Here is a 21187-nt window from a genome sequence, read left to right as displayed (position 1 = left end):
CAATAGGGGCGTAAGGGCAAGGGGATGCCCGCACACTTGACTTCATCCATCGGGGGAAATCGGCCATGACCTTGGCACACGTGGTTCATTTGACCATTCGCATTCTTGACGGCGGCTACCGCAAGCATCTCGACGTCGCTGTACCCGCCACCTCTGCGTTGGCGGAGGTAGTCCCGGAGCTCCTGGAACTCATCGGAGCCCCGCCCACAACGCGGCCGTGGAGCGCAGCCACCGCGACAGGCCGACGCATCAACCTCGCTCTGCCGCTGTATGCCACCGAGCTTGTCGACGGCGCGGTGGTGGTACTGGTCCCGGAAGAAGAGCTCGCCGCGCCCGTCATCCGCGATGCCGCCGAATCGCTGGTCGAGGGGACAACTGCGGGCGCCCCGCGCGGGGTGACGGTACTCGCGGTGATCCTGGGACTCAGCGCACTGGCGGTCCTGGCCACCACTTTTCTCCCCTGGCCCGCTGCCTGGGCCGGGGCGTGCGGCGCCGCCTTGCTGTGTGGCCTGTGGCGCCCGCAGCTGCGCGCGTTATTTCCTTTCGCTGCTGCCAGTGGTGCCGCAGCTGCCTTCGGAAGCGTCAGTGGAGCCGAATCCTTCAGCACGGTGCTGAGTACGCCTGGAACGGATGTCGCCTGGGCGGCGGTGGCCGCCGCGGGAACAGCGGCAGCCGCCGCGGCCGCGGCGGGAGCGCTCTCACTGGCAAGCCCGCGCAGTGCCGCCGCCGTCATTACCTTTGTTGTCCTCACCCTTGCCGCCGGTGCCGGTGCCGCGCTGAGCACCGCCGTGCCGCCAACACCCGGTGCTGATCTCCGCCTCCCGCTCGGCTCAGCCATATTGCTTACCGTCTTGGTGTGCCTGCACCTTGCCCCGGGCATCGTGACTCGCGCCGCGGGTTTGAAGGTACCGACGCTGCCCTCGGCGGGCGAAGACCTCGCCGTCGCCGACGCCGTCGATGCCGAGGTAGATGGCCACGCCCGCCGAGCCCAGCTACTCCACGACGGCGTCCTGCTCGCGTTGTCGGGAGCGTGCCTTGTCGCACTTGCTCTCTTAGCCACCTCTCCGCTAACCCGCTCCAGCGCCGCGCTCCTCGCGCTCAGTGGGATTGCGGTAGTGCTGCATGCGGCGCGGCACCACCGGCCCTGCCAGGCCTGGGCGTTATACGTGGTGGCCATCACCGCCGGCGGCGCGCTGTGCGTCGCGGTGTCGTCAGTTACGTTCACCGAGCGCCCCGTCCTCTGGGCCGTGGCACTTCTGGCCGGAGCGCTCCTCGCGCTGGCGCCAGTGTGGGCGCCGCACATCCCCACCGTCGAACCCACAACGCGGGTCTGGTTAGAACGCGCGGAGACGGCCGCGATTGTGGCGGTACTCCCACTGGCGGTGCATCTGCTCGGCATCTTCGCCCTCATCCGCGGGCTGGGGTAGAACGATGACCACCCACACCTCGCCTTTACCACTCACCTCACTGGCGCATGGATTGCTTGCGTTGTTGCTGGTGGGGACGCTTAGCGACGTCGCGCCCGCCGCCGCCCGCGAACCTGATAAGCCCTGCACTCGTCCCGCGACCGCCAAGGAGCTTTCGCCCCGGCCCACGCGGGAGCAGCGCGACTACCGCGCCCGGCTGCATGCTCTGGCCACGGGCGAGGGGATCACCGTGGCAGTGATCGACACGGGCGTCGCCAAGCACCCGCAGCTCCGTCATCTCGACGCCGGACCGGACCTAGTGACACCTGACGATCCGCAGCCGTTTCTGGACTGCGACGGCCACGGCACCGTGGTGGCCGGGGTTATCGCCGCACACGATAGCGGCATCGCCCCCGACGCCCGGGTGCTCAGCGTACGCCAAACCAGTGCGCACTACCGGCGCGAAGACCCCGCGACCGACGACGGGGACAGAAACGAGGAGAACCAGGCCCGCCAGCGCGCGGCCGGTAGCCTGGCCAGCCTCGCCCAAGCCATTGACGAGGCGGTCGAGCACAAAGCGGACGTCATCAACGTCTCCGTGGTCTCCTGCGTCCCGGCGCGCGTGGCGGCCACGTTGGATACCCGCGCGCTAGACAAGGCCCTGGCACGCGCTGAGGAAGCCGACGCCGTGGTGGTGGCCGCGGCAGGTAACAAGGGTTCGCACTGCCAGCCTGGCTGGGTGGTCTACCCCGCCCACGAGGAAACAGTCCTGGCCGTGGGGGCGTTGGACTCCCCGGCGACGACGGCGGACTATTCCATCCCGGCGCCCCGCGCGCCACTGTCAGCGGCCGGTGTGGTCCCGGTGGGACTATCGCCAGATGCCACAGGCTGGGCGCGCGGCACGATCACGGATAGTCGTGAGGAAAAGCCGTTCGCCGGCACCAGCTTCGCCGCCCCGCTCGTTAGCGGCACCGTCGCGCTGCTCAAACACCGGCACCCCAGTCTTAGCGCCGCCGCCATCCGAGAGTTGCTGCACGACCATGCCCACCCGGTCACCGGATACGTGGACGCGCTCGGGGTGGTCAGCGCTGCGACTGAGCCGTACCGGGCGGCGTCACCGGATTCCGCTGGTGCGCCGACGGCCACAATTGAGATCGCGCCTGCGGCGCACGCGCAACAATCCGCTGCCCTGCGCCGGGCCGGCCGCTGTTTGAGCGCCCTGGCACTGTTGATCGCCTGCGGCGCCTTTATGCTGGGGACCACCCGAAGGTGGCGAACCCGCCAGAGCGCCAAAAAAGATACACGCCAACGCCGAAAATAGCCCAGATTACGGCGATGAGCAGCACTATCAGCATGATACGGACGCCGGCAGACTGGCGCGCGAACCAAGCGAAAAACCGATCGTAGAGTTCCACGCCCCACTCCAAAAGGCGGTGGGCCCAATGCTGTTCCAGGGACAAAATGCCCACGCCCACGAACGTGGTGAGCCAGCCCTGGCCGGGAAGCGGAATGGTGAGCACGCCGACTATCAACACGGTCCAGCCGAGCAGCAGGGTCAGCGGCCGCACGAGGAACCCGAAACGGCGGGACTTCTGCTGCTCGTGAAACCCTCTCAAGCGCTCCACACGGGACGATATGGAATCGCGCATCGTTGCCATATCTGGAATCTACTCCAGCAGGTCCGGACTATTCCAACAGCGGGCGCAGCGCGGCCTCAGTGTGGAGGGCAGGTCCTTCCGGCAGCAGCGCGAGGATAGGCCACGGGGCCGGCGTCGCGCCCGCCGCGCCGAGGATATCCAGGGTGGCGACATCGGGGACGTCGTGTCGGTACCCGCTTGCGGAGACCACGAGAAATCCTGCGCCCGTGTCCACTCCCACGGCGTCCTCCAGGCCGCCGAAGCGGCTGGCCACTGCGGGCGAGGCGGATGTTCCCGGTGCATCATCACGTGTGTGCTCGCCGCCCTGACGCGTCGGCAGGGCCACGGCATCAGCGGTGGGCTCCACCGCCCCTGCCTCACCTGCCGCATCCGCGCACAGCCACCCGGCAGGCGGGCCACCTTGAACTCCATCAGTCGGCGGCTCGAGGAAAGACAGGCCGGCGTTGCCCTCTCTTTCTTCTGGCACGTCTGGAAACATCTCATGTTCTGGCCGTTCCACGAAGGCTTCCAGGTAGCGTGCCGGGGCTGGCCAGCGTGGCGCATCGTCCGGGATCCCCCAACTCTTCCGCAAGTCCTCGCCCAGGCGCGTTCGTCCCCGCGCGCTCACGAGCCATTCGTCAGCGCCGATGTCCACAATCACCGCCTCGCGCTCCCCCAGCGAGCGTAGGCGAGCGCCCGCCAGGACGATGACCTCGGCCGCGGGATCACCGTCGGGGCCGAAGGTGGTCTTAAAGTCCGTGCGGGCGCTGTGTTCGCCGCTCGCTGCGTCCTGCTGCGGGTACGGGTCCAGGCAGGCTGCCCACCCGGTCGCCCCTCCGGGGGCGAGTGATTCCGGGGCTCCCGCTATCCCCAACGGCACTCCCCGTGGCGCGGCATGCAGTGCTTCGTCCCCCAACGCCTGTGGGTCTGTGGCCTCGCCAGCGATGAGCCGGGCGGAGGCGATGTTGGCCACGGGGTGCAAGCGATCGTCGACACGCACCAACACCTGGCCGTGGCCCGTGCGCACTATCGCCGCATCACCCGGGTGGGGTTCGGGGCGTAGCCAGGCGAGTAGCCCCGAGCCCAGCGCTAGGAGCACCACCGCCACCGTGCCAAAGATGAAGGCACGCTGGCGCTTAGCCAGCGGATCATGGAGCATGCGGATATCGCCCATGATGAGGCCGTGCTCCACCCGACGTTGCAAGAATTTATGCCCCGACACCTGTGCAGTAGTCGTAGGCAGCAGTGTGTGCGCCACGAGTTTTCTCCCCCGAGAATCGTTGTGTTCGCACCACAGCCTAGCCAGTCCCCGCGCACCGCGCCACCGCACGGCACAAACCTGTCCCACCCCAAGCGGTCGCTTCCCGCCGCCCGGCCACGTGGAAGGCTAGGCCTCGCCGAGCTCCTCAGGGCTGCGCCGGTCGCGGGTCACGGCGGCTCGTGTAGCCAGTTCTTCCGGCGCGGGGTAGTCCACGCCAACCAGCGACAAGCCTTCAGCGGGGGCGACGGGGATCGACGAGCTGCGCTGCGTCTCATGCAGCATGGCGGCGGCGAAGTCAACGTCGCGGCGCCCCTCACCCACCGCCAGGCAGCAGCCCACCAGGGAGCGCACCATGGACCAGCAGAAAGCGTCCGCGCTGACGTGGGCCTCGTACACGCCGGGCTCTTGTGGCGTGGAGGCGTCGTGCCACACGAAGGCCTCAAGCTCACGGATGGTGGTGGCGTGGGGTTTCGCCTTGCAGAAAGCAGCGAAGTCGTGGAGACCCACGAGGGCGTTGGCGGCGTCCTGCATTGCGCCGAGATCCACCTCCTTGGGCCACGGCGCCGTGTCACGTACCCGCGTGGGCAACGGCCCCGCCGGGTCGGTGGACACTCGGTAGACGTAGTGGCGGCGCAGCGCAGAAAAGCGCGCGTCAAAACCCTCGGGCGCGAAGGAACACGCCGAGACCCGGATGTCCCGGGGTAACAGGCGGGCGAGGCGCCGCACGAGTCGGCCCGGATCGCCGTCAATGGAACGCTGCTCTAGTCCTGCGGGATCAATGTCAGCGTGTGCCACCTGCCCTGCGGCGTGAACCCCGGCGTCGGTGCGCCCCGCCACGGTCAGCTGCACCGGTTGCCGCAAGATGAGCGACAAGGTGTCCTCTACAACGCCTTGCACCGTGCGCAGTTCCTCGCCGCCCTGCGGCTTCTGGCGCGCCCAACCGTGGAAGTCGGTGCCGTCGTACGCCAGATCTAAGCGCAGACGTACCGGTTCTGTGGTGGCGGAAGCAGAATCAGTCATGGCCTAGAAGTCTAGTGCACTTCCGCGCGTGCTCTCGCGCACGGTGCTTGACGACGCCGTGGAGGGCGACGTCATCAAGCCCACTCTCTCTGCTCTCCGGTGCGCTATTTCTGGGTAAAGATGCCCAGCGCCTTGTACAGCGGACAGAAACGGGTGGCACCGGCAGCGCACGGGACGCCCACGACGATGCGGATGCGGCTGTCGATGACATTGGCGTTCTTGATCATGGCGATCACCTCTCCACATATGTATTTATTACACCTTTAACTCAACGGCACTGCACGGCATTCCCCAAACGCTGACCCAGGCCCGAAAAAACAAACAACCGCACCTCACGGCACCTTTAAGGCGCCGGGATGCGGTTGTGAGTTTCAGCTCTTAACCGATAAAGAGAATTACTTCTCTTCCTTGTCCTCTGCGGACTCAGCCTCGTCAGCAGCGGTTTCCTCGGCCGGGGCCTCGGTTGCCTCCGCCTCGGTGGCCTCCTCTGCAGGAGCCTCGGTGGTCTCCTCAGCAGCGGTGGTCTCCTCGGCCTTTTCTTCCTCTGCCTTCTTGGAAGCAGCAGCGCGGGTAGCGCGGGACGCCTCAGCAGAAACGGTCTCCTCGAGAACCAGGGAAATCTGGGACATCGGAGCGTTGTCACCGGAGCGGTTCTCCAGCTTGATGGTGCGGGTGTAGCCACCCTCACGGTTCTCAAACTTCGGAGCCAGCTCGTTGAACAGGTAAGCCACAACATCCTTGTGCGGGATCTTCTTGGCTACCTCGCGGCGGTCAGCAACGGTGCCGGACTTCGCCTTGGTGATGAGCTTTTCAACGTAAGGACGAAGCAGCTTCGCCTTGGCGTCGGTGGTCTTGATAGCGCCGTGCTCGATCAAGCTAGCTGCCATGTTGGACAGCAGGTGAGCCTGCTGTGCAGCGGAGCCGCCGAGACGGGCACCCTTCTTCGGGGTAGGCATTCTTGTACTCCTCGATTGCGATTTAAGTTGAGCGCGTGAGCGTCTTACTCGGTGTCATCTGCGCCGGCCGGGTCAACAAAGTCACCGGTGGCAGCGTCGTAGCCTTCGAGCTGGGTTGGGTCAAAGTCCTCAGGAGTGTCCTTGAGAGCCAGGCCCAGGTTAGCCAGCTTGATCTTTACCTCGTTGATCGACTTCTGACCGAAGTTACGGATATCCAGCAGGTCCGACTCGGTGCACTCGGCGAGCTCACCAACGGTGTGGATTTCCTGGCGCTTCAGGCAGTTGTAGGAGCGCACGGAGAAGTTCAGGTCCTCAATCGGCATGCCGTAAGCGGCGATGTACTCAGTCTCCTGCGGGGACGGGCCGATCTCGATGCCCTCGGCAGCGGTGTTCAGCTCGCGAGCGAGTCCGAACAGCTCCACCAGGGTGCCGCCTGCGGACGCCAGGGCGTCGCGAGCGGAAATCGAGTTCTTGGTCTCCACGTCAATGATCAGCTTGTCAAAGTCGGTGCGCTGCTCGACACGAGTTGCCTCGACCTTGTACGAAACCTTGAGCACTGGGGAGTAGATCTGATCAACCGGAATGCGGCCGATATCACCGGACGTCGGTGCCGCAGGAACGTAGCCACGGCCACGCTCCACGACGAGCTCCATTTCCAGACGAGCCGAATCATTCAGCGTGGCGATGTGCATATCCGGGTTGTGGATCTCCACACCGGCCGGGGGCTGGATGTCACCGGCAGTCACCTGACCAGCGCCCTCCTTGCTCAGGTACATGACCACTGGCTCGTCAGAGTCAGAGGACAGCACCAGGCCCTTGATGTTCAAGATGATCTCGGAGACGTCTTCCTTCACACCGGAGATGGTGGTGAACTCGTGGAGCACACCCTCAATCTTGATGGAGGTCACTGCTGCGCCTGGGATGGAGGACAGCAGGGTACGACGCAGGGAGTTGCCAAGGGTGTAGCCGAAGCCTGGCTCGAGCGGTTCAATGGTGAACTTAGAACGAGCGGAATCGATAACTTCCTCGGTCAACTGTGGACGCTGGGAAATGAGCATGGAACTTCTCCTTTGCGGCGACCGCTATTTGACGCCGATAGGTGGATAAAGATGAAGAATTCGAAACAGATGCACGTACAGTGCGAATGCGTACCGCGAGGGAGCGGCAAGGCTGTTGGCCCAGCGCGCCCCCACGGCACCCAATCTTACTTCGAGTAAAGCTCGACGATGAGCTGCTCCTGCAGCGGGATGTCGATCTGAGCGCGCTCGGGCAGCTGGTGCACGAGAATGCGCAGGGTATCAGGAACAACCTGCAGCCAAGCAGGAACCTGAGCGTCGGCCAGACGGTCCTGAGCCTCTTCGAACCACATCATCTTCTGGGAACGATCCCGAACGTCGATGATGTCGTACTGGGAGACCTGGAAAGAAGGAACGTTAACCTTCTTGCCGTTCACGGTGAAGTGACCGTGGGACACCAGCTGACGTGCCTGACGGCGGGTCTGAGCCAGACCTGCACGGTAGACAACGTTGTCCAGGCGGGACTCAAGCAGAACAACCAGGTTGTCACCGGTCTTGCCTGGGAGGCGGTTTGCCTCAGCGTAGTAGCGGCGGAACTGACGCTCCAGCACACCGTAGGTGTACTTAGCCTTCTGCTTCTCCTGCAGCTGCAGGAGGTACTCAGATTCCTTGATACGGTTACGGCCGGCTTGCCCCGGAGGGTAAGGACGACGCTCAAAAGCCATGTCTCCGCCGACCAGGTCGACGCGAAGACGGCGGGATACGCGGGTAGCGGGGCCAGTATAACGAGCCATTTTTAGTTACCTCTTCCTTCCCTTAGTTGCGACGACGCTTCGGAGGACGGCAACCGTTGTGTGGCTGCGGCGTCACGTCCGCGATCGAGGACACCTCCAGGCCGGCGGCCTGGAGCGAACGGATAGCAGTTTCGCGGCCCGAACCCGGGCCCTTGACGAATACGTCAACCTTCTTCATGCCGTGCTCCATTGCCTTGCGGGCAGCGGACTCAGCAGCCATCTGCGCAGCGAAAGGAGTGGACTTACGGGAACCCTTGAAGCCGACGTGGCCGGAGGATGCCCAGGAGATGACAGCACCATGCGGGTCCGTGATGGACACGATGGTGTTGTTAAAGGTGGACTTGATGTACGCGTGGCCTGCGGCCACGTTCTTCTTAGCAACGCGACGGCCGGAACGGCGCGCGGTGTTAGTCTTCGGAGCCATAGGTTACTTCTTCTTTCCAGCGATCGTCTTCTTCGGACCCTTACGCGTACGAGCGTTGGTCTTGGTGCGCTGACCACGGACTGGCAGGCCACGACGGTGGCGCAGGCCCTGGTAGCAGCCAATTTCAATCTTGCGACGGATGTCAGCCTGAACCTGGCGGCGGAGGTCACCCTCGACCTTCCAGGAAGCCTCGATGACATCACGGAGAGCAGACAGCTGCTCATCGCTCAGATCGTCGGTGCGCAGATCGGGAGAGATTTCGGTCTTTTCCAAAAGCTCCTTGGCACGGGTTGGACCGATGCCGTAGATGTAGGTGAGAGCGATCTCCATGCGCTTGTTGCGCGGGAGATCAACACCAGCTAGACGTGCCATATGGCAACTACCTTTCAATTGTTACGGTGGTTTTCTCCCCACCCGTCCCTCACCGTCACGCACGCAGGCGCGACTCATGGTGGGGCTCAGGCCACCGCGGCCCGAGGTAGACGGCACACTTGACCTAGCAAGTGGCCTGGGAAAGGAGGCTTACAGTGTTTACTTGTATCGGTAGACGATGCGTCCGCGGGTCAGGTCATAAGGAGACAGCTCCACGACCACGCGATCCTCTGGGAGGATGCGGATGTAGTGCTGACGCATCTTGCCCGAAATGTGGGCGAGAACCTTGTGCCCGTTGTCGAGCTCGACACGGAACATTGCGTTGGGCAAGGGCTCGATAATCTTGCCCTCTACCTCGATTGCGCCTTCCTTAGCCATAACCTCTACATTCCTGGTGGCCTTCAAGTACGGCCACCTGCATCATTGTTGTCTACTCACGAGGAATACATCGCGCCACCTGGGACGCGGATATACACCACTGGCAAAGCATACAGGGTTGCGACACGAAAACCCAAAACCGCGCCCCTCTCCCCCTTCGTGCTTGTCGACGTCAGGGAGGGGCGCGGTGCGAGAAACCGTTGCGCAGGGGCTATGCCCGTGCGCAACGTGGTCTAGTAGATGAAGACCTTATCGCCGATCTGCAGCTCCTGGAAGTACTTCTGTGCTGCCTCGTAGGTCAGGCGTACGCAGCCGTTGGACAGGTAGGCCGGATCACCAGCGTGGAATGCGTGGCCATTGTTGGTGAAGTAAATGGCGTATGGCATCGGAGCGTTGTTGAACTCGTAGGAGATCTCGTCCTTGATCTTACGGTTGACGTAGAACGTGCCCGCTGGGGTCTCCTCGCCCGGCTTGCCCGGGGCCATGCCTGCAGCCACGTAGGTCACGCGGCCGTTTTCCTGCAGCCAGGTGCGGCGACCGTTACGGTCCACGCACACGTCGGCATCAGCCGGGCACGGGCCGGTGTTGTAGCGCTTCTTCGCGGCAGCCTTCTTAGCAGCAGCCTTCTTCGCTGCAGATGCCTTACGGGCACGCTCCTCAGCCTCGCGGGCCTCGCGCAGCTTGCGGCGCTCCTCAGCAGCCTTGGCGCGGGCGATGCGGTCAGCCTTCGCCTTCGCTGCCGCGCGACGCTTCTGCTCCGCGCGTTCCTCTGCCTTCTTCTGGGCCACCAGACCCGGGAACAGGAGGTCCACCAGACCGTCAACGGCGCCGCGCAGGGAACGCGCGGTGGCCGGGTCAACGTCCTGCAAGCGGGTCATCACCTGGTTACGGACGTCCCAAGCATCCTCACGGGTGGTGTTGTACAGACGTTCCAGGCCGGACTTGTCGATCAAGTCCGAGGACATGGAATCGATGGTGGTGGGCTGGGAGGACTGCGCGGTAGCGGTCGGCGCTACGACGCCGCCACTGAAGCCAACGGCAACGGCTGCCGTCACGGCAACCAGGCGGCGGCGCAAGGCAGAGTTCTTACGAGCGGAGTTCAACATGCAGGCAATTATAGACATTGAATCGACATTCGCATAGACCGAATTAAGAGTTTCCGCAAAAAATTAGCAAAGTCGCACTATTTACCAGAACGACGCGTAAGGATGCGAGGGCCCTCGGCTGTCGCCGCCACGGTGTGCTCCCAATGGGCCGCATAAGAGAAATCGGTGGTCACCACGGTCCACTCGTCTTCAAGGACTGCGCTATCTTCGGTGCCCAAAGCCAGCATGGGCTCGATAGCCAGCACGGATCCTTCTTGGATTTCTGGCCCGCGGCCGGGCTTGCCTTCGTTGGCCAGGTAAGGGTCTTCGTGCATCGTGCGGCCAATGCCATGCCCACCGTAGCCGTCCACGATGAACAACGGGACGTCGAAACGCTCCTCCGCGGCGCGGGTGGCCACCTCCAGGGCGTGTGAGACGTCGGTCAACCGGTTGCCCGGGACCATAGCTTGAAGCCCTTCATACAAAACCCATTCGGTGGCTTTGTTGAGCTTCTCGACGTCCGGGTCTACCTCACCGATAGCAATGCTGATGGCGGAATCCCCCACCCAGCCATCCAAGGTGGCGCCGCAGTCGATAGAGATGAGATCCCCGGGAACCACAACATCATCGGCGGAGGGGATTCCGTGGACAATAACCTCGTTGATCGACGAGCAAATGGACGCGGGGAAGCCTTCGTAGCCCTTAAACGTCGGCACCGCACCAGCGCCGCGAATGACCTCCTCAGCGATGCGGTCCAACTCGAGGGTAGAAACGCCAGGCGCCGCAGCATCACGCACTGCGGCGAGAGCCTGACCGACTACATTGCCGGCCGCGGCCATCGCGTCCAGTTCCCCCGGAGTCTTCGCGGGGATACGTTTGCTGCGGCGCCTAAAACCCATGACGTCTTATCCTACGATCGGCCTAGCGACCGACCGCCTTCATGGCGCGCTCGTTAATCTCCTCAACGTCGCCCTCAGCCTTGATGGAGATGATGTCATCGCCGTAGTGCTGAATGAGCGGGAAGGTCTCGTCGCGGTACACGCCAAGGCGGGTACGGATGGTCTCTTCGTTGTCATCTGCACGGCCACGAGCGAGCATGCGCTCCACGACGACGTCCTCAGACACCTCGAAGTTCAGCACGCCATCGAGCGTGTGGCCATTCTTGGCCAGCAGGTCCTTCAGAATCTCCGCCTGTTCGACGGTACGAGGGAAGCCGTCCAGCAGGAAGCCACCCTGGGCGTCCTCCTGGGTGAGGCGGTCTTCAACCATGCGCGCGGTGACATCGGTCGGCACGAGCTTGCCGGCGTCAATGTATTCCTTGGCTTCCTTACCCAGCGGGGTGCCCTCGCCAATGTTGGCGCGGAACAGGTCGCCGGTGGAAATGTGTGGGATGCCGAGCTTTTCGCTAAGGATGGCTGCTTGGGTGCCTTTGCCGGCACCGGGAGGGCCGAGAAGTACGAGACGCATTACTTGAGAAGTCCTTCGTAGTTGCTTTGCAGGAGTTGGGATTCAATTTGCTTGACGGTGGTCAGGGCAACCGAGACCATAATCAGGATGGCCGTACCGCCGAAGGCGGAACCGCCGGCCGAGCTACCGCCCACGCCAAGGTCCATCAGGATATTCGGCAAAACCGCGATGGCACCCAAGTAGAGTGCGCCGACTGCCAGCAGGCGGTTCATAACGAAGCCGAGGTACTCCGCGGTCGGGCGGCCAGGACGAATGCCTGGGATAAATCCACCATAGCGCTTCATGTTGTCGGCCTGCTCCGCAGGGTCGTACTGCACGGAGACGTAGAAGTACGAGAAGAAGATGGTGAGCGCGAAGTAGAGCAGAATGTACTGCCAGGAGCTCGGTGCCTGCAGCCACGAAATGACGTTGCGCTGCCACCAGTTGTCCGGAGGGGTGGCAGTGCCGGAGTTAACGATCTGCGTGATCAGAACCGGCATATAGATGAGAGAGGACGCGAAGATGACCGGGATAACGCCGGCCTGGTTGACCTTCAGCGGCAGGTAGGTGGAGGAGCCACCGTACTGGCGGCGGCCCACCATGCGCTTGGCGTACTGCACCGGGATACGGCGCTGGCCCTGCTCAATGAACGTAATGCCAATAACCAAGACGATCATGCCGAGGATGATCATGGACAGCACCAAGCCGCCGTTGTTCTTCAGGATGTTCATGCCGTCCGTGGGCAGGCGGGTGGCGATGCCAGCGAAGATCAGCAGGGACATGCCATTGCCGATGCCCTTCTCGGTAATCAGCTCACCCATCCACATGACGAGCACCGCGCCGGAGGTCATGACGATGACCATCATGATGAGCGTAAAGATGTTTCGGTCCGCCTGCAGTACCTCCACGCCCTGGCCCAGCAGCTGCTGACGGTCTGCCAGTGCGACAATGCCAGACGACTGCAACAACGCCAGCGCGACGGTGAGATACCGCGTGTATTGCGTCATCTTGGTCTGGCCAGACTGGCCCTCCTTCTTCAACTGCTCGAAGTGCGGAATAACCACGGTGAGCAGCTGCACGATAATTGAGGACGTAATGTACGGCATGATGCCGATGGCGAAGATGGAGAGCTGTAGTAGCGCGCCGCCAGAGAACAGGTTAATGACCGAGTACAGATCACCAGACTGCTCGGTGAGCTGACGAAGACGGCCGGCAATCGACGCGTAATCCACGCCCGGCGTCGGGATCTGTGCACCGATGCGGTAGGCGATGATCATCACGATGGTGAAGATGATCTTCTTCCGCAGATCGGCGTCCTTAAAAGCCTGCAAAATAGCGGACACTATGAGCCTCCTGGCACTCCATTTACCCTCACCCAGACACAAATAGGCCGAGGTGACAGCTAAGAAGTCAGTTTAATTAATCATTCGTCACCGCGCCCTATCTCTCAGGCGCAGCATATACAACATGGAAACTCTACCAGCTCCCTGCCTCGACTCGTTATTCGAGGGTCACTCAAATCGGCCCCAGGCGCGAGCGGCGTGAAATGTGAGCCCTTGAAGTGGGCGATTCAACTACACCAGGGCCGCTATGTGGAAGCTAGTGAAGACAGTGAAAAACGACAACCGCCCCTCCCCGTGTGGGGAAGGGCGGCATCACAGTCTTCTACGAAGACCTCCGGGAAAATCTCAGACTACTTGGTGGCGGTGGTGGAGCCACCGGCAGCCTCGAGCTTCTCCACTGCAGACTTAGAGAACTTGTCTGCGGTGACGTTGAGCTTGACGGAGATGTCGCCGTTGCCCAACACCTTAACCGGCTGGTTCTTGCGAACCAGGCCAGCAGCCACGAGGTCAGCAACTGCAACGTCGCCGCCGTTCGGGAATGCCTTGGCCAGGTCAGAAACGTTAACCACCTGGTAGGTGATCTTGTTCGGGTTCTTGAAGCCCTTCAGCTTAGGCAGGCGCATGTGGATGGGCATCTGGCCACCCTCGAATGCTGCCGAAACCTGCTTACGTGCCTTGGTACCCTTGGTACCGCGGCCCGCGGTCTTACCCTTGGATGCCTCACCGCGGCCAACGCGGGTCTTTGGCTTATTTGCACCCTTGGTCGGGCGCAGATCGTGCAGCTTGATGATATCAGCCATGGTGTATCTACTCCCCTGCCACTTCTTCAACGGTGACCAGGTGACGCACCTTGTGAACCATGCCGCGAACGATCGGGGTGTCGTTCTTGACGACGGTGTGCCCAATGCGCTTGAGGCCAAGAGCCTCAATGTTCTTGCGGTGGTTCGGCTTGGTGCCTACCAGGCCCTTTACCTGTGTAATCTTCAAAGCCATGATTTACGCCTCCTGACCTGCGCGCTTACGCAGCATACGGGCCGGAGTGACCTCTTCGAGGGTCTTGCCACGACGTGCGGCGACCTCTTCAGGGCGTACCAGCTGCTTGAGGCCGTCCACGGTAGCGCGGACGACGTTGAGGGCGTTGTCGGAGCCCAGGGACTTCGACAGGATGTCCTGCACGCCAGCGCACTCGAGAACCGGACGGACAGCGCCGCCGGCGATAACACCGGTACCAGGAGCAGCAGGCTTCATCATCACGATGCCAGCAGCGTCCTCACCCTGAACCGGGTGGGTGATGGTGCCTGCGATCATCGGGACGCGGAAGAAGTTCTTGCGAGCTTCCTCGGCACCCTTCTGAATTGCAGCAGGGACTTCCTTAGCCTTGCCGTAGCCAACACCAACCATGCCCTGGCCGTCGCCGACCACCACGAGGGCGGTGAAGCCCATGCGGCGGCCGCCCTTGACGGTCTTGGACACGCGATTGATGGTCACAACGCGCTCGATGTACTTATCGCGCTCGTTGTCCTGGTTACGACGATCGTTGCGACGGTCGTTGCGGCCATCGCGCTTGTTGTTCTTGTTCTCGGCGGAGCGTCCGCCGTCACGCTGTTCACGGTCCGACATTAGGCGTTCCTTCCGTTGATGTTTCCGTAAATGTTAGCCATTAGAACTCCAGACCGCCTTCGCGTGCGGCGTCAGCCAGAGCTGCGACGCGGCCGTGGTACTTGTAGCCACCGCGGTCGAAGACGACCTTCTCGATACCGGCAGCCTTGGCGCGCTCAGCGATGAGCTGGCCGACCTTGGCACCCTTGGCTTTCTTGTCGCCCTCGAGAGCTCGAACGTCTGCTTCCATGGTGGAAGCAGCAACTAGGGTGTGGCCCGCCAGGTCGTCGATGACCTGAACGTGCATGTGGCGGGAGGTGCGGTGGATGACCATGCGCGGCGCCTCAGGGGTACCGCGGAGGGTCTTACGGATACGGAAGTGGCGGCGTGCACGTGCCTCACGACGGCGAGTGGAAATATCCTTGCCGATGGGGGTGCGCTTGTTGTTTTCAGTGTTTGCCATTGCTTACTTACCCGTCTTTCCGACCTTGCGACGGACCTGCTCGCCTTCGTAACGGATACCCTTGCCCTTGTAAGGATCGTCCTTACGGAGACGACGGATATTCGCGGCGATCTGTCCGACAACCTGCTTGTCAATACCGGTGATGGAGAACTTGGTGTTGCCGTCAACAGCAAAGGTGATGCCCTCCGGAGCCTCAATGAGGATCGGGTGGGAGTAACCAAGGGCGAACTCCAGGTTCTTACCCTTCTGCTGGACGCGGTAGCCAACGCCGAAGATTTCCATCTTGATGGTGTAACCCTCGGTCACACCAACAACCATGTTGTTCACCAGGGAGCGGGAAAGGCCGTGCAGAGCACGGTTCTTGCGGTGGTCGTCCGGGCGAGAAACGACAATCTGGCCGTCCTCAACAGCAACGCTGATCGGTGCCGGGATCTCCTGGGACAGGGTGCCCTTGGAGCCCTTTACCTCAACGTTCTGGCCGTCAACCTTGATTTCGACGCCGCTCGGCAAAGCGATAGGAGCTAGACCTACTCGAGACATTTAGTCAAACCTCCCTTTACCAGACGTAGGCGAGAACTTCTCCGCCTACGCCCTTCTCTTCAGCCTGACGGTCGGTGAGCAGACCCTGAGACGTGGAAATGATTGCCACGCCCAGGCCACCCAAGACCTTCGGCAGGTTGGTGGACTTTGCGTAGACACGCAGGCCCGGCTTGGACACGCGACGCAGGCCCGACAGGGAGCGCTCGCGGTTGTTGTACTTCAGCTCGAGGGTCAGGGTCTTGCCCTTGTTTTCCTCAACCTGGTAGTCAGCAATGTAGCCCTCAGACTTCAAGATCTCGGCGATGTTCACCTTGAGCTTGGAGGAAGGCATCGACACGGTGTCGTGGTGTGCGTTACTTGCGTTACGCACGCGCGACAGCATGTCGGCAATAGGATCAGTCATGGTCATAAGTGACCGTTACCTTTCTCGTTGCGGTTCCCGTTGCTCACCTCAAAACGTTCTCCGAGTGCATGTCGAGCTACTGACGCTCCCCACACTCAATAGCATGGGGCGCTCGCCACTCTTTTCACACCACGGTCCGCATACCGGCGAGGGGCCTACAACAAAGTTGAAATGTTAAGTTCTTACACGGCTGCACGCCTACCGGAGGTACGCGCACAGATCCGTCGGCTAACACTACCCGTCACCCCCCGGTTTTCCCAAATCCTCTCCTATGTAGTGCGCTGGTAGGCTTCTTGTCATGGCTAAAGACAATCCCCAGGAAATGGAATCTGCGCACCAGTGGCTAGTCACCGCCGCTGAACAGCTTGGCTTGGACAAAACCGAAGCGACGTCCCTCACCCGTGAGCTCCTCGATCTCACCAAGGACGTGGCCCACAACCGTTCTCGCCCCGCTGCCCCGCTGACCGCGTACTTGGTTGGCCTCGCATCCAAGGACGGCGCCGAGGCCCGCGGGCACGTCGAAAAGCTCCGCGCCCTCATCGCCTCCGGCGAGGATCTTGACGACGCCGCGGAAGACGCCAGCGCCGAGTCCTAGGCCCTCACAACAACCAAAAAGTTTCTCGTCCCGGGGTATCTCTCACGACAATTGCCCCACCAGGAACTTTTTGGTCCTCCAACAATGAAAGTGCCCGCCTCCCCATGACTGTGGGAAGGCGGGCACTTTTGCCTTGTAGCGCTTAGTCATCCTTGGCATTACGCCCCAGCGGTTCCAGCGTCACCTTGAGCGACTTAGAGACCGGGGTCTTGGACCCCTTGGCGCGCTCAGACAGCGGAACCAGAACGTTCAGCTCCGGGAAGTAGCCGGTTACGCAGTCCTTGGAGGTGTCGTACTCCACCAGGCGGAAGTTCGGCGCGCGGCGCTCCCCGTCGGCGTAGTTGGAGACGATGTCTACCAAGTCACCGTCCTTGAGGCCGCGCTGCTCCAGATCCGCCTTGGAGATGAATAGCACGCGGCGGCCGCCACGCACGCCGCGATAGCGGTCGTCCAATCCATAAGAGATGGTGTTGTACTGGTCGTGGGAACGCACGGTGGACAGCAGCAGCTGGTCACCTTCCAGCTCGATGACATTGGTCTCGTTGACCGTGAGGTGCGCCTTGCCGTCCTCGGTGTTGAAGATGCGCTCGCGCGCAGCATGCGGAAGCATGAAACCACCCGGGCGTTCAAGACGCTCGTTGTAGTTTTCAAAGCCCGGAATGGTGTTGGCGATGTGATCGCGGATGACGCCGTAGTCGTCGATCATCGGCTGCCAGAAGTCATCACCAAAGGTGGCCTTACCGATGGTGCCCAGGATCTCCACCTCGGACTTCAGCTTGAGATCCAGGTTGGCCTTGCGCTTGGGGAACGACGCAGAGACCTTGGAGTCAGAAGCCTCCACGGATACCTTCTGCGGACCAGTGCGCTGAATATCGATGTCAGAGCGGGAACGCACCGGCAAGATGAGGCCCTTCTCACCCGGCCAGGCACAGGTGCCGTTGAGCTTGGTGAGCAGGTGCACGGACATCTTAGTCTTTTCCATGCCAGCTTCCACCGCACCGGTGTCCGAAACCGCGCGGATGTAGTTGCCGCCCAGGGAGAGGAAGAAGTCGCACTTGCCGTCGCGCAGCGCCTCGGCCGCTTCAACAGTGGAGTAGCCGTGCTCGCGCGGGATCGGGATGTTGAATTCCTTCTCCAGGTTGGACAGGAACCACTCCGGCATAGCTTCGAAGATGCCCATGGTGCGGTCGCCCTGCACGTTGGAGTGGCCACGGAACGGCGCGGAGCCCGCTCCCGGCTTGCCCATGTTGCCGGTGAGCAACAGGAAGTTCACCATTTCCTGGATGGTGTCCACCGCGTTGCGGTGCTGGGTCACGCCAAGGGTCCAAGCCACGACGCAGGTCTCGGCCTTTTCCACCATGTCAACAATTTTGTTGACTTCCTTCTGGGAGATACCGGAGCCGCGCTCCAACATCGCGTCATCGAGGCCCTTGAGGTGCTCGATGGTCTCTTCCACGCCGGAGCAGAACTTGTCCAGGAAGGCGTGGTCCAGGGCGTCGCGACGAATCAGTTCCTTGTTGATCTGCTGGAACAGTGCGCGGTCGCCGTCAAGGCGTACCTGCACGTATTCGTCGGCGAGCTTGTTCGGGATGTTCAGGGCGCCCTTCACCGACTGCGGCTCTTTGAACTTCATCAGGCCGGTCTCGGGCAGCGGGTTGATGGCGACGATTTTGCCGCCGTTTTCCTTCAGCTTGTGGAAGGCGGTGAGCGCGCGTGGGTGGTTGGTGCCCGGGTTCTGCCCCACGGACAGCAGCAGGTCCGTGGTGTGCAGGTCACTCATCGTGATGGAGCCCTTGCCGACGCCCACGGTCTTGCCCAGGGCAACGCCAGTGGAGTCGTGGCACATGTTGGCGCAGTCCGGCAGGTTATTGGTACCCATGCGGCGCCCCAGCAAACCCATGACGTACGCCGACTCGTTGACCGCAGTGCCCGAGGTGTACCAAATGGAGCGGTTCGGCTCGGTTTCCTTGAGCTGCTCAGCAATCAGGCGGAACGCCTCATCCCAGGAGATCGGGTGGTACTTCTCGTCACCCTTGGAGCGGTCGTACAGCATAGGCTCCCGAAGGCGGCCCAGCTGATCCAGCTCGTAGTCGGTGGCCTCGCGCATCTGCTGCACGGTGGTGTTAGCGAAGTATTCACGGGAGACGCGGTCCGGGGTGGTCTCCTGCGCGATCGCCTTCGCTCCGTTTTCACAGAACTCAACGACTCCAAGCTGCTCTTGCGGCGGCTCTGGCCATGCACAACCCGGGCAGTCGATGCCGCCGTCCTTGTTCATGGTCATGAGCGGCAATAGCGCACGGTTCGGCACTGCGTGTTGCATCGCGTGCATGACGCCGCCGATGCCGGCAGCCGCGGTCACGCGGTTGCCAACCTTGGGGTTATCAAACTCGTTGGCAATGGGGTTTACTTTGTTAGGCGCTGACATACTCCAAATAGTACCGAACAGGCCCGGGAATATAACCGTGGTGGCCAAGGTTGACCCTTTTGGACTATTCCAACGTGCACCTTTAGTACGATCCCGGGGTACTTCCTGCAGGCTCCCCGGACATTAATCCCAATTGCGAAACGGTATCCTTTATTCACCATGGCTGGACGAATCAATCAGACTTATTCCGTAACCCGCGTGCGTTTGGACGACGACGGCGGTGTTACGCAGGTGGATACCCGCGCGGACACGGTCACAGCCGAAGAACCGCTGGAGATCCGCGTGGGCGGGCAGACCATCACCACAACGATGCGCACCCCCGGTCACGACATCGAATTGGCGCATGGTTTCTTGCACGGCGAAGGCCACATCAGCCTGGCACGCGACGTCGCTAACGCGCGCTACTGCGCTGGCGCCACGGGTGACGACGGCCATAACACCTACAATCTCCTCGACGTTGAGTTTGCCGCACCGGAACGCGTGCTGTCGCTGAAGGATTTGCGCCTGACCACCACCACGTCGGCATGCGGCGTGTGCGGCTCCACCTCCATCGACTCGGTGTTTAAGAACTCCCGCTACCCCATCGCGCCCATGCCGTTGGACCCCGCCGTCATTTCCAAGCTTCCCGACGCCCTGCGGGAACAGCAGAAGCAGTTCCGCAAGACCGGGGGCATCCATGCGGCGGGCGCCTTTGATGCGCAGGGCAACCCCCTCGTCATCCGCGAGGACATCGGCCGCCACAACGCCGCAGACAAAGTCATCGGCCACATGCTCCTAGAAGGACAATTGCCCGCGAACCACCACTTCCTTGTGATGAGTTCACGGGCATCGTTTGAGCTCGTTCAAAAGGCCGTCATGGCCGGGTTCTCCGCGCTCGTCGCAGTGTCTGCACCCTCCTCGCTCGCCATCGATCTCGCACGCGAGGCAGGGCTTGGCCTCGTGGGCTTCGCGCGCGATAACCGTTTCAATATCTACTCCGGCGAGCTGTCGCGTTAGCCGCGATTAATCGCGGTACATCTCCGAGTTTTCACCGGAGTTCAGCCAGGCGTAAATGCCGCCGATGAGGAAGCCGCCGCCGATCACGTTGCCCACCCAGACGATGGTCCAGTTGAGCAGGACATTGCCCACGGTCAGCGCGGCAGGCAGCGGATCAGAGGAGAAGGCGGTGAGCAGCACCAAGCAGAAGTTTGCGATGACGTGCTCCAAGCCGAGGCCCACAAAGGCGGCAATGATCATAATGATGGCCATGAACTTGCCGGCGAAATCCTTGGCGAAGGCGCCCGCCAGGATGGCCATGTTGACCACGAAGTTGGCGGCGATAGCTTCAAAGAACATACCCACCGGCGTCTTGGTGAGCTTCCCCTCGGTGAGCGTAGCCAGAAGGTGAGTTGGCTCCATCCCACCGAGCTTGGCGGACATTCCCATAATCGCAGCGAACAGTGCCACACCCACCAGGTTGAAGAACGTGGTGACGAACATGAGCCAGAAGCCCTTGCCCCAGCTCACCTTTCCCTGCATCGCGCCGTAGACCATGTACATCATGTTGCCGGTGGCCAGGTCCGCGCCAAGAACGACGATACAAAACAGCCCCAAGCCGAAAAGCAGGGCGAATACGATGCCGCCCAGCGCCGGGGCGTACTGACCCACCGCGTGACCGACGACGCCCGCAAACGCGGTGCCCATGGTGAGGTAAACGCCCGCGAGCGTGGAACGGGTGGCAAAGCGCGCGAAGGAAGAGTCGAGCAGGCCGACCTTCTTCGCCACTGCACCCGCAGCAATGTCATTCAATGCCATGTGAGAAGTCCCTTTCAAGAGAGGATATGTACTGCTAATTAGCTCACAGTATCTCGTGCAAATTTTTATCCTATAGGTCCTGCAGTCTCGCACACAATGTAGTGACCACCCCAAGCGCCGCCATGCCCACGAACCCACCGGAACGTGCGACACGCCGGAACAACGGAGAAAATTACCCCCATACGAGGGCAGTTGGCTGCACTCCAGCATCCCACTGTGCACCAAAGACC

The 21187-nt window shown here is 62.0% G+C and carries 26 protein-coding genes; 4 read left to right on the top strand and 22 right to left on the bottom strand.

Annotated elements, in window-relative coordinates:
- The first annotated feature begins 65 nt into the window (after positions 1 to 65).
- Together eccD and H0194_RS07650 are read left to right on the top strand one after the other, a co-directional pair.
- A complete protein-coding gene (gene eccD / locus H0194_RS07655; protein ID WP_185175338.1) occupies positions 66 to 1427 on the top strand; it encodes a type VII secretion integral membrane protein EccD in 1362 nt (453 codons plus the stop codon).
- Positions 1428 to 1431: 4 nt separating this feature from the next.
- Positions 1432 to 2727, top strand: coding sequence for a S8 family serine peptidase (locus H0194_RS07650; protein ID WP_185175337.1), 1296 nt, complete (start codon positions 1432 to 1434; stop codon positions 2725 to 2727).
- Here the strand turns inward: H0194_RS07650 and H0194_RS07645 are convergent.
- The 20 genes from H0194_RS07645 to rpsH all read right to left on the bottom strand — a co-directional run bounded on the left by H0194_RS07645 (position 2654) and on the right by rpsH (position 16149).
- Positions 2654 to 3064: a TIGR02611 family protein gene (locus H0194_RS07645; protein WP_185175336.1), complete on the bottom strand. Its 411-nt coding sequence runs from the start codon at positions 3062 to 3064 to the stop codon at positions 2654 to 2656. The genes H0194_RS07650 and H0194_RS07645 overlap by 74 nt on opposite strands.
- 28 nt (positions 3065 to 3092) lie before the next feature.
- Complete coding sequence (gene eccB, locus H0194_RS07640; RefSeq protein WP_246388846.1) at positions 3093 to 4301, bottom strand: type VII secretion protein EccB; 1209 nt, start codon at positions 4299 to 4301, stop codon at positions 3093 to 3095.
- Between the two features lie 129 nt (positions 4302 to 4430).
- A complete protein-coding gene (gene truA / locus H0194_RS07635) occupies positions 4431 to 5324 on the bottom strand; it encodes a tRNA pseudouridine(38-40) synthase TruA (RefSeq protein ID WP_185175335.1) in 894 nt (297 codons plus the stop codon).
- Between the two features lie 104 nt (positions 5325 to 5428).
- Entirely contained in the window at positions 5429 to 5551 is a 123-nt protein-coding gene (locus H0194_RS07630; protein WP_185175334.1) for a YgaP family membrane protein, read from the bottom strand.
- A gap of 168 nt (positions 5552 to 5719) precedes the next feature.
- Positions 5720 to 6280 carry a 50S ribosomal protein L17 gene (rplQ, locus tag H0194_RS07625; protein ID WP_185175333.1) on the bottom strand — a complete coding sequence of 187 codons (561 nt, stop codon included), beginning with the start codon at positions 6278 to 6280 and terminating at the stop codon, positions 5720 to 5722.
- Between the two features lie 44 nt (positions 6281 to 6324).
- Positions 6325 to 7338 (bottom strand): DNA-directed RNA polymerase subunit alpha, encoded by a 1014-nt coding sequence (locus H0194_RS07620; protein ID WP_185175332.1) that lies wholly within the window; start codon positions 7336 to 7338, stop codon positions 6325 to 6327.
- A gap of 146 nt (positions 7339 to 7484) precedes the next feature.
- Positions 7485 to 8090 (bottom strand): 30S ribosomal protein S4, encoded by a 606-nt coding sequence (gene rpsD / locus H0194_RS07615; RefSeq protein WP_185175331.1) that lies wholly within the window; start codon positions 8088 to 8090, stop codon positions 7485 to 7487.
- Between the two features lie 22 nt (positions 8091 to 8112).
- Positions 8113 to 8514 carry a 30S ribosomal protein S11 gene (gene rpsK, locus H0194_RS07610; protein ID WP_185175330.1) on the bottom strand — a complete coding sequence of 134 codons (402 nt, stop codon included), beginning with the start codon at positions 8512 to 8514 and terminating at the stop codon, positions 8113 to 8115.
- 3 nt (positions 8515 to 8517) lie between these two features.
- Positions 8518 to 8886: a 30S ribosomal protein S13 gene (gene rpsM / locus H0194_RS07605; RefSeq protein WP_185175329.1), complete on the bottom strand. Its 369-nt coding sequence runs from the start codon at positions 8884 to 8886 to the stop codon at positions 8518 to 8520.
- A 159-nt stretch (positions 8887 to 9045) separates the two neighbouring features.
- Entirely contained in the window at positions 9046 to 9264 is a 219-nt protein-coding gene (gene infA, locus H0194_RS07600) for a translation initiation factor IF-1 (protein WP_025251938.1), read from the bottom strand.
- 233 nt (positions 9265 to 9497) lie between these two features.
- Positions 9498 to 10370, bottom strand: a complete 873-nt coding sequence (locus H0194_RS07595; RefSeq protein ID WP_246388843.1) for a L,D-transpeptidase — start codon at positions 10368 to 10370, stop codon at positions 9498 to 9500.
- 77 nt (positions 10371 to 10447) lie between these two features.
- Positions 10448 to 11248 (bottom strand): type I methionyl aminopeptidase, encoded by an 801-nt coding sequence (gene map, locus H0194_RS07590; RefSeq protein WP_185175327.1) that lies wholly within the window; start codon positions 11246 to 11248, stop codon positions 10448 to 10450.
- Between the two features lie 22 nt (positions 11249 to 11270).
- On the bottom strand, positions 11271 to 11816 hold the full coding sequence (locus H0194_RS07585; protein ID WP_185175326.1) for an adenylate kinase: 546 nt from the start codon (positions 11814 to 11816) through the stop codon (positions 11271 to 11273).
- Positions 11816 to 13138 carry a preprotein translocase subunit SecY gene (gene secY / locus H0194_RS07580; protein WP_185175325.1) on the bottom strand — a complete coding sequence of 441 codons (1323 nt, stop codon included), beginning with the start codon at positions 13136 to 13138 and terminating at the stop codon, positions 11816 to 11818. Before secY ends, H0194_RS07585 begins: the two co-directional genes overlap by 1 nt.
- Positions 13139 to 13488: 350 nt before the next feature.
- Positions 13489 to 13938, bottom strand: coding sequence for a 50S ribosomal protein L15 (gene rplO / locus H0194_RS07575; protein WP_185175324.1), 450 nt, complete (start codon positions 13936 to 13938; stop codon positions 13489 to 13491).
- 7 nt (positions 13939 to 13945) lie between these two features.
- Complete coding sequence (rpmD, locus tag H0194_RS07570; RefSeq protein ID WP_185175323.1) at positions 13946 to 14131, bottom strand: 50S ribosomal protein L30; 186 nt, start codon at positions 14129 to 14131, stop codon at positions 13946 to 13948.
- Between the two features lie 3 nt (positions 14132 to 14134).
- Positions 14135 to 14758: a 30S ribosomal protein S5 gene (gene rpsE, locus H0194_RS07565; protein WP_185175322.1), complete on the bottom strand. Its 624-nt coding sequence runs from the start codon at positions 14756 to 14758 to the stop codon at positions 14135 to 14137.
- A gap of 40 nt (positions 14759 to 14798) precedes the next feature.
- Positions 14799 to 15200, bottom strand: a complete 402-nt coding sequence (gene rplR / locus H0194_RS07560) for a 50S ribosomal protein L18 (protein WP_185175321.1) — start codon at positions 15198 to 15200, stop codon at positions 14799 to 14801.
- A gap of 3 nt (positions 15201 to 15203) precedes the next feature.
- Positions 15204 to 15740 (bottom strand): 50S ribosomal protein L6, encoded by a 537-nt coding sequence (rplF, locus tag H0194_RS07555; RefSeq protein ID WP_185175320.1) that lies wholly within the window; start codon positions 15738 to 15740, stop codon positions 15204 to 15206.
- A 16-nt stretch (positions 15741 to 15756) separates the two neighbouring features.
- Positions 15757 to 16149 (bottom strand): 30S ribosomal protein S8, encoded by a 393-nt coding sequence (gene rpsH / locus H0194_RS07550; protein ID WP_185175319.1) that lies wholly within the window; start codon positions 16147 to 16149, stop codon positions 15757 to 15759.
- A 292-nt stretch (positions 16150 to 16441) separates the two neighbouring features.
- On the opposite strand from rpsH, the gene H0194_RS07545 reads away from it, so the two are divergent.
- A complete protein-coding gene (locus H0194_RS07545) occupies positions 16442 to 16738 on the top strand; it encodes a DUF6457 domain-containing protein (RefSeq protein ID WP_185175318.1) in 297 nt (98 codons plus the stop codon).
- A gap of 142 nt (positions 16739 to 16880) precedes the next feature.
- Here the strand turns inward: H0194_RS07545 and H0194_RS07540 are convergent, their stop codons facing one another.
- Positions 16881 to 19163 (bottom strand): FdhF/YdeP family oxidoreductase, encoded by a 2283-nt coding sequence (locus H0194_RS07540; protein ID WP_185175317.1) that lies wholly within the window; start codon positions 19161 to 19163, stop codon positions 16881 to 16883.
- 159 nt (positions 19164 to 19322) lie between these two features.
- On the opposite strand from H0194_RS07540, the gene fdhD reads away from it, so the two are divergent.
- On the top strand, positions 19323 to 20159 hold the full coding sequence (gene fdhD, locus H0194_RS07535) for a formate dehydrogenase accessory sulfurtransferase FdhD (RefSeq protein ID WP_185175316.1): 837 nt from the start codon (positions 19323 to 19325) through the stop codon (positions 20157 to 20159).
- Positions 20160 to 20165: 6 nt separating this feature from the next.
- Here fdhD and H0194_RS07530 read toward each other — a convergent pair whose 3' ends face one another.
- Positions 20166 to 20957, bottom strand: coding sequence for a formate/nitrite transporter family protein (locus H0194_RS07530; RefSeq protein ID WP_185175315.1), 792 nt, complete (start codon positions 20955 to 20957; stop codon positions 20166 to 20168).
- Positions 20958 to 21187 lie beyond the last annotated feature (230 nt).

It is taken from the genome of Corynebacterium incognita, from assembly GCF_014217255.1.
Lineage (GTDB): Bacteria > Actinomycetota > Actinomycetes > Mycobacteriales > Mycobacteriaceae > Corynebacterium > Corynebacterium incognitum.
The sequence above is the reverse complement of the archived record's forward strand: the minus strand, read 5'-3'. Positions and strand labels throughout refer to the sequence as shown.

Excerpts from the sequence above, each read along its gene's own strand:
- rpsK (WP_185175330.1), bottom strand. The coding sequence starts at position 8,514 with ATGGCTCCGAAGACTAACACCGCGCGCCGTTCCGGCCGTCGCGTTGCT.
- rpmD (WP_185175323.1), bottom strand. The coding sequence starts at position 14,131 with ATGGCTTTGAAGATTACACAGGTAAAGGGCCTGGTAGGCACCAAGCCG.
- infA (WP_025251938.1), bottom strand. The coding sequence starts at position 9,264 with ATGGCTAAGGAAGGCGCAATCGAGGTAGAGGGCAAGATTATCGAGCCC.
- rplF (WP_185175320.1), bottom strand. The coding sequence starts at position 15,740 with ATGTCTCGAGTAGGTCTAGCTCCTATCGCTTTGCCGAGCGGCGTCGAA.
- H0194_RS07645 (WP_185175336.1), bottom strand. The coding sequence starts at position 3,064 with ATGGCAACGATGCGCGATTCCATATCGTCCCGTGTGGAGCGCTTGAGA.
- rplQ (WP_185175333.1), bottom strand. The coding sequence starts at position 6,280 with ATGCCTACCCCGAAGAAGGGTGCCCGTCTCGGCGGCTCCGCTGCACAG.
- rplR (WP_185175321.1), bottom strand. The coding sequence starts at position 15,200 with ATGGCAAACACTGAAAACAACAAGCGCACCCCCATCGGCAAGGATATT.
- H0194_RS07620 (WP_185175332.1), bottom strand. The coding sequence starts at position 7,338 with ATGCTCATTTCCCAGCGTCCACAGTTGACCGAGGAAGTTATCGATTCC.
- rplO (WP_185175324.1), bottom strand. The coding sequence starts at position 13,938 with ATGGCTGATATCATCAAGCTGCACGATCTGCGCCCGACCAAGGGTGCA.
- H0194_RS07595 (WP_246388843.1), bottom strand. The coding sequence starts at position 10,370 with ATGTTGAACTCCGCTCGTAAGAACTCTGCCTTGCGCCGCCGCCTGGTT.
- H0194_RS07530 (WP_185175315.1), bottom strand. The coding sequence starts at position 20,957 with ATGGCATTGAATGACATTGCTGCGGGTGCAGTGGCGAAGAAGGTCGGC.
- eccD (WP_185175338.1), top strand. The coding sequence starts at position 66 with ATGACCTTGGCACACGTGGTTCATTTGACCATTCGCATTCTTGACGGC.
- rpsE (WP_185175322.1), bottom strand. The coding sequence starts at position 14,758 with ATGTCGGACCGTGAACAGCGTGACGGCGGACGCTCCGCCGAGAACAAG.
- H0194_RS07545 (WP_185175318.1), top strand. The coding sequence starts at position 16,442 with ATGGCTAAAGACAATCCCCAGGAAATGGAATCTGCGCACCAGTGGCTA.
- map (WP_185175327.1), bottom strand. The coding sequence starts at position 11,248 with ATGGGTTTTAGGCGCCGCAGCAAACGTATCCCCGCGAAGACTCCGGGG.
- rpsH (WP_185175319.1), bottom strand. The coding sequence starts at position 16,149 with ATGACCATGACTGATCCTATTGCCGACATGCTGTCGCGCGTGCGTAAC.
- H0194_RS07540 (WP_185175317.1), bottom strand. The coding sequence starts at position 19,163 with ATGTCAGCGCCTAACAAAGTAAACCCCATTGCCAACGAGTTTGATAAC.
- rpsM (WP_185175329.1), bottom strand. The coding sequence starts at position 8,886 with ATGGCACGTCTAGCTGGTGTTGATCTCCCGCGCAACAAGCGCATGGAG.
- H0194_RS07585 (WP_185175326.1), bottom strand. The coding sequence starts at position 11,816 with ATGCGTCTCGTACTTCTCGGCCCTCCCGGTGCCGGCAAAGGCACCCAA.
- H0194_RS07630 (WP_185175334.1), bottom strand. The coding sequence starts at position 5,551 with ATGATCAAGAACGCCAATGTCATCGACAGCCGCATCCGCATCGTCGTG.
- truA (WP_185175335.1), bottom strand. The coding sequence starts at position 5,324 with ATGACTGATTCTGCTTCCGCCACCACAGAACCGGTACGTCTGCGCTTA.
- rpsD (WP_185175331.1), bottom strand. The coding sequence starts at position 8,090 with ATGGCTCGTTATACTGGCCCCGCTACCCGCGTATCCCGCCGTCTTCGC.
- fdhD (WP_185175316.1), top strand. The coding sequence starts at position 19,323 with ATGGCTGGACGAATCAATCAGACTTATTCCGTAACCCGCGTGCGTTTG.
- H0194_RS07650 (WP_185175337.1), top strand. The coding sequence starts at position 1,432 with ATGACCACCCACACCTCGCCTTTACCACTCACCTCACTGGCGCATGGA.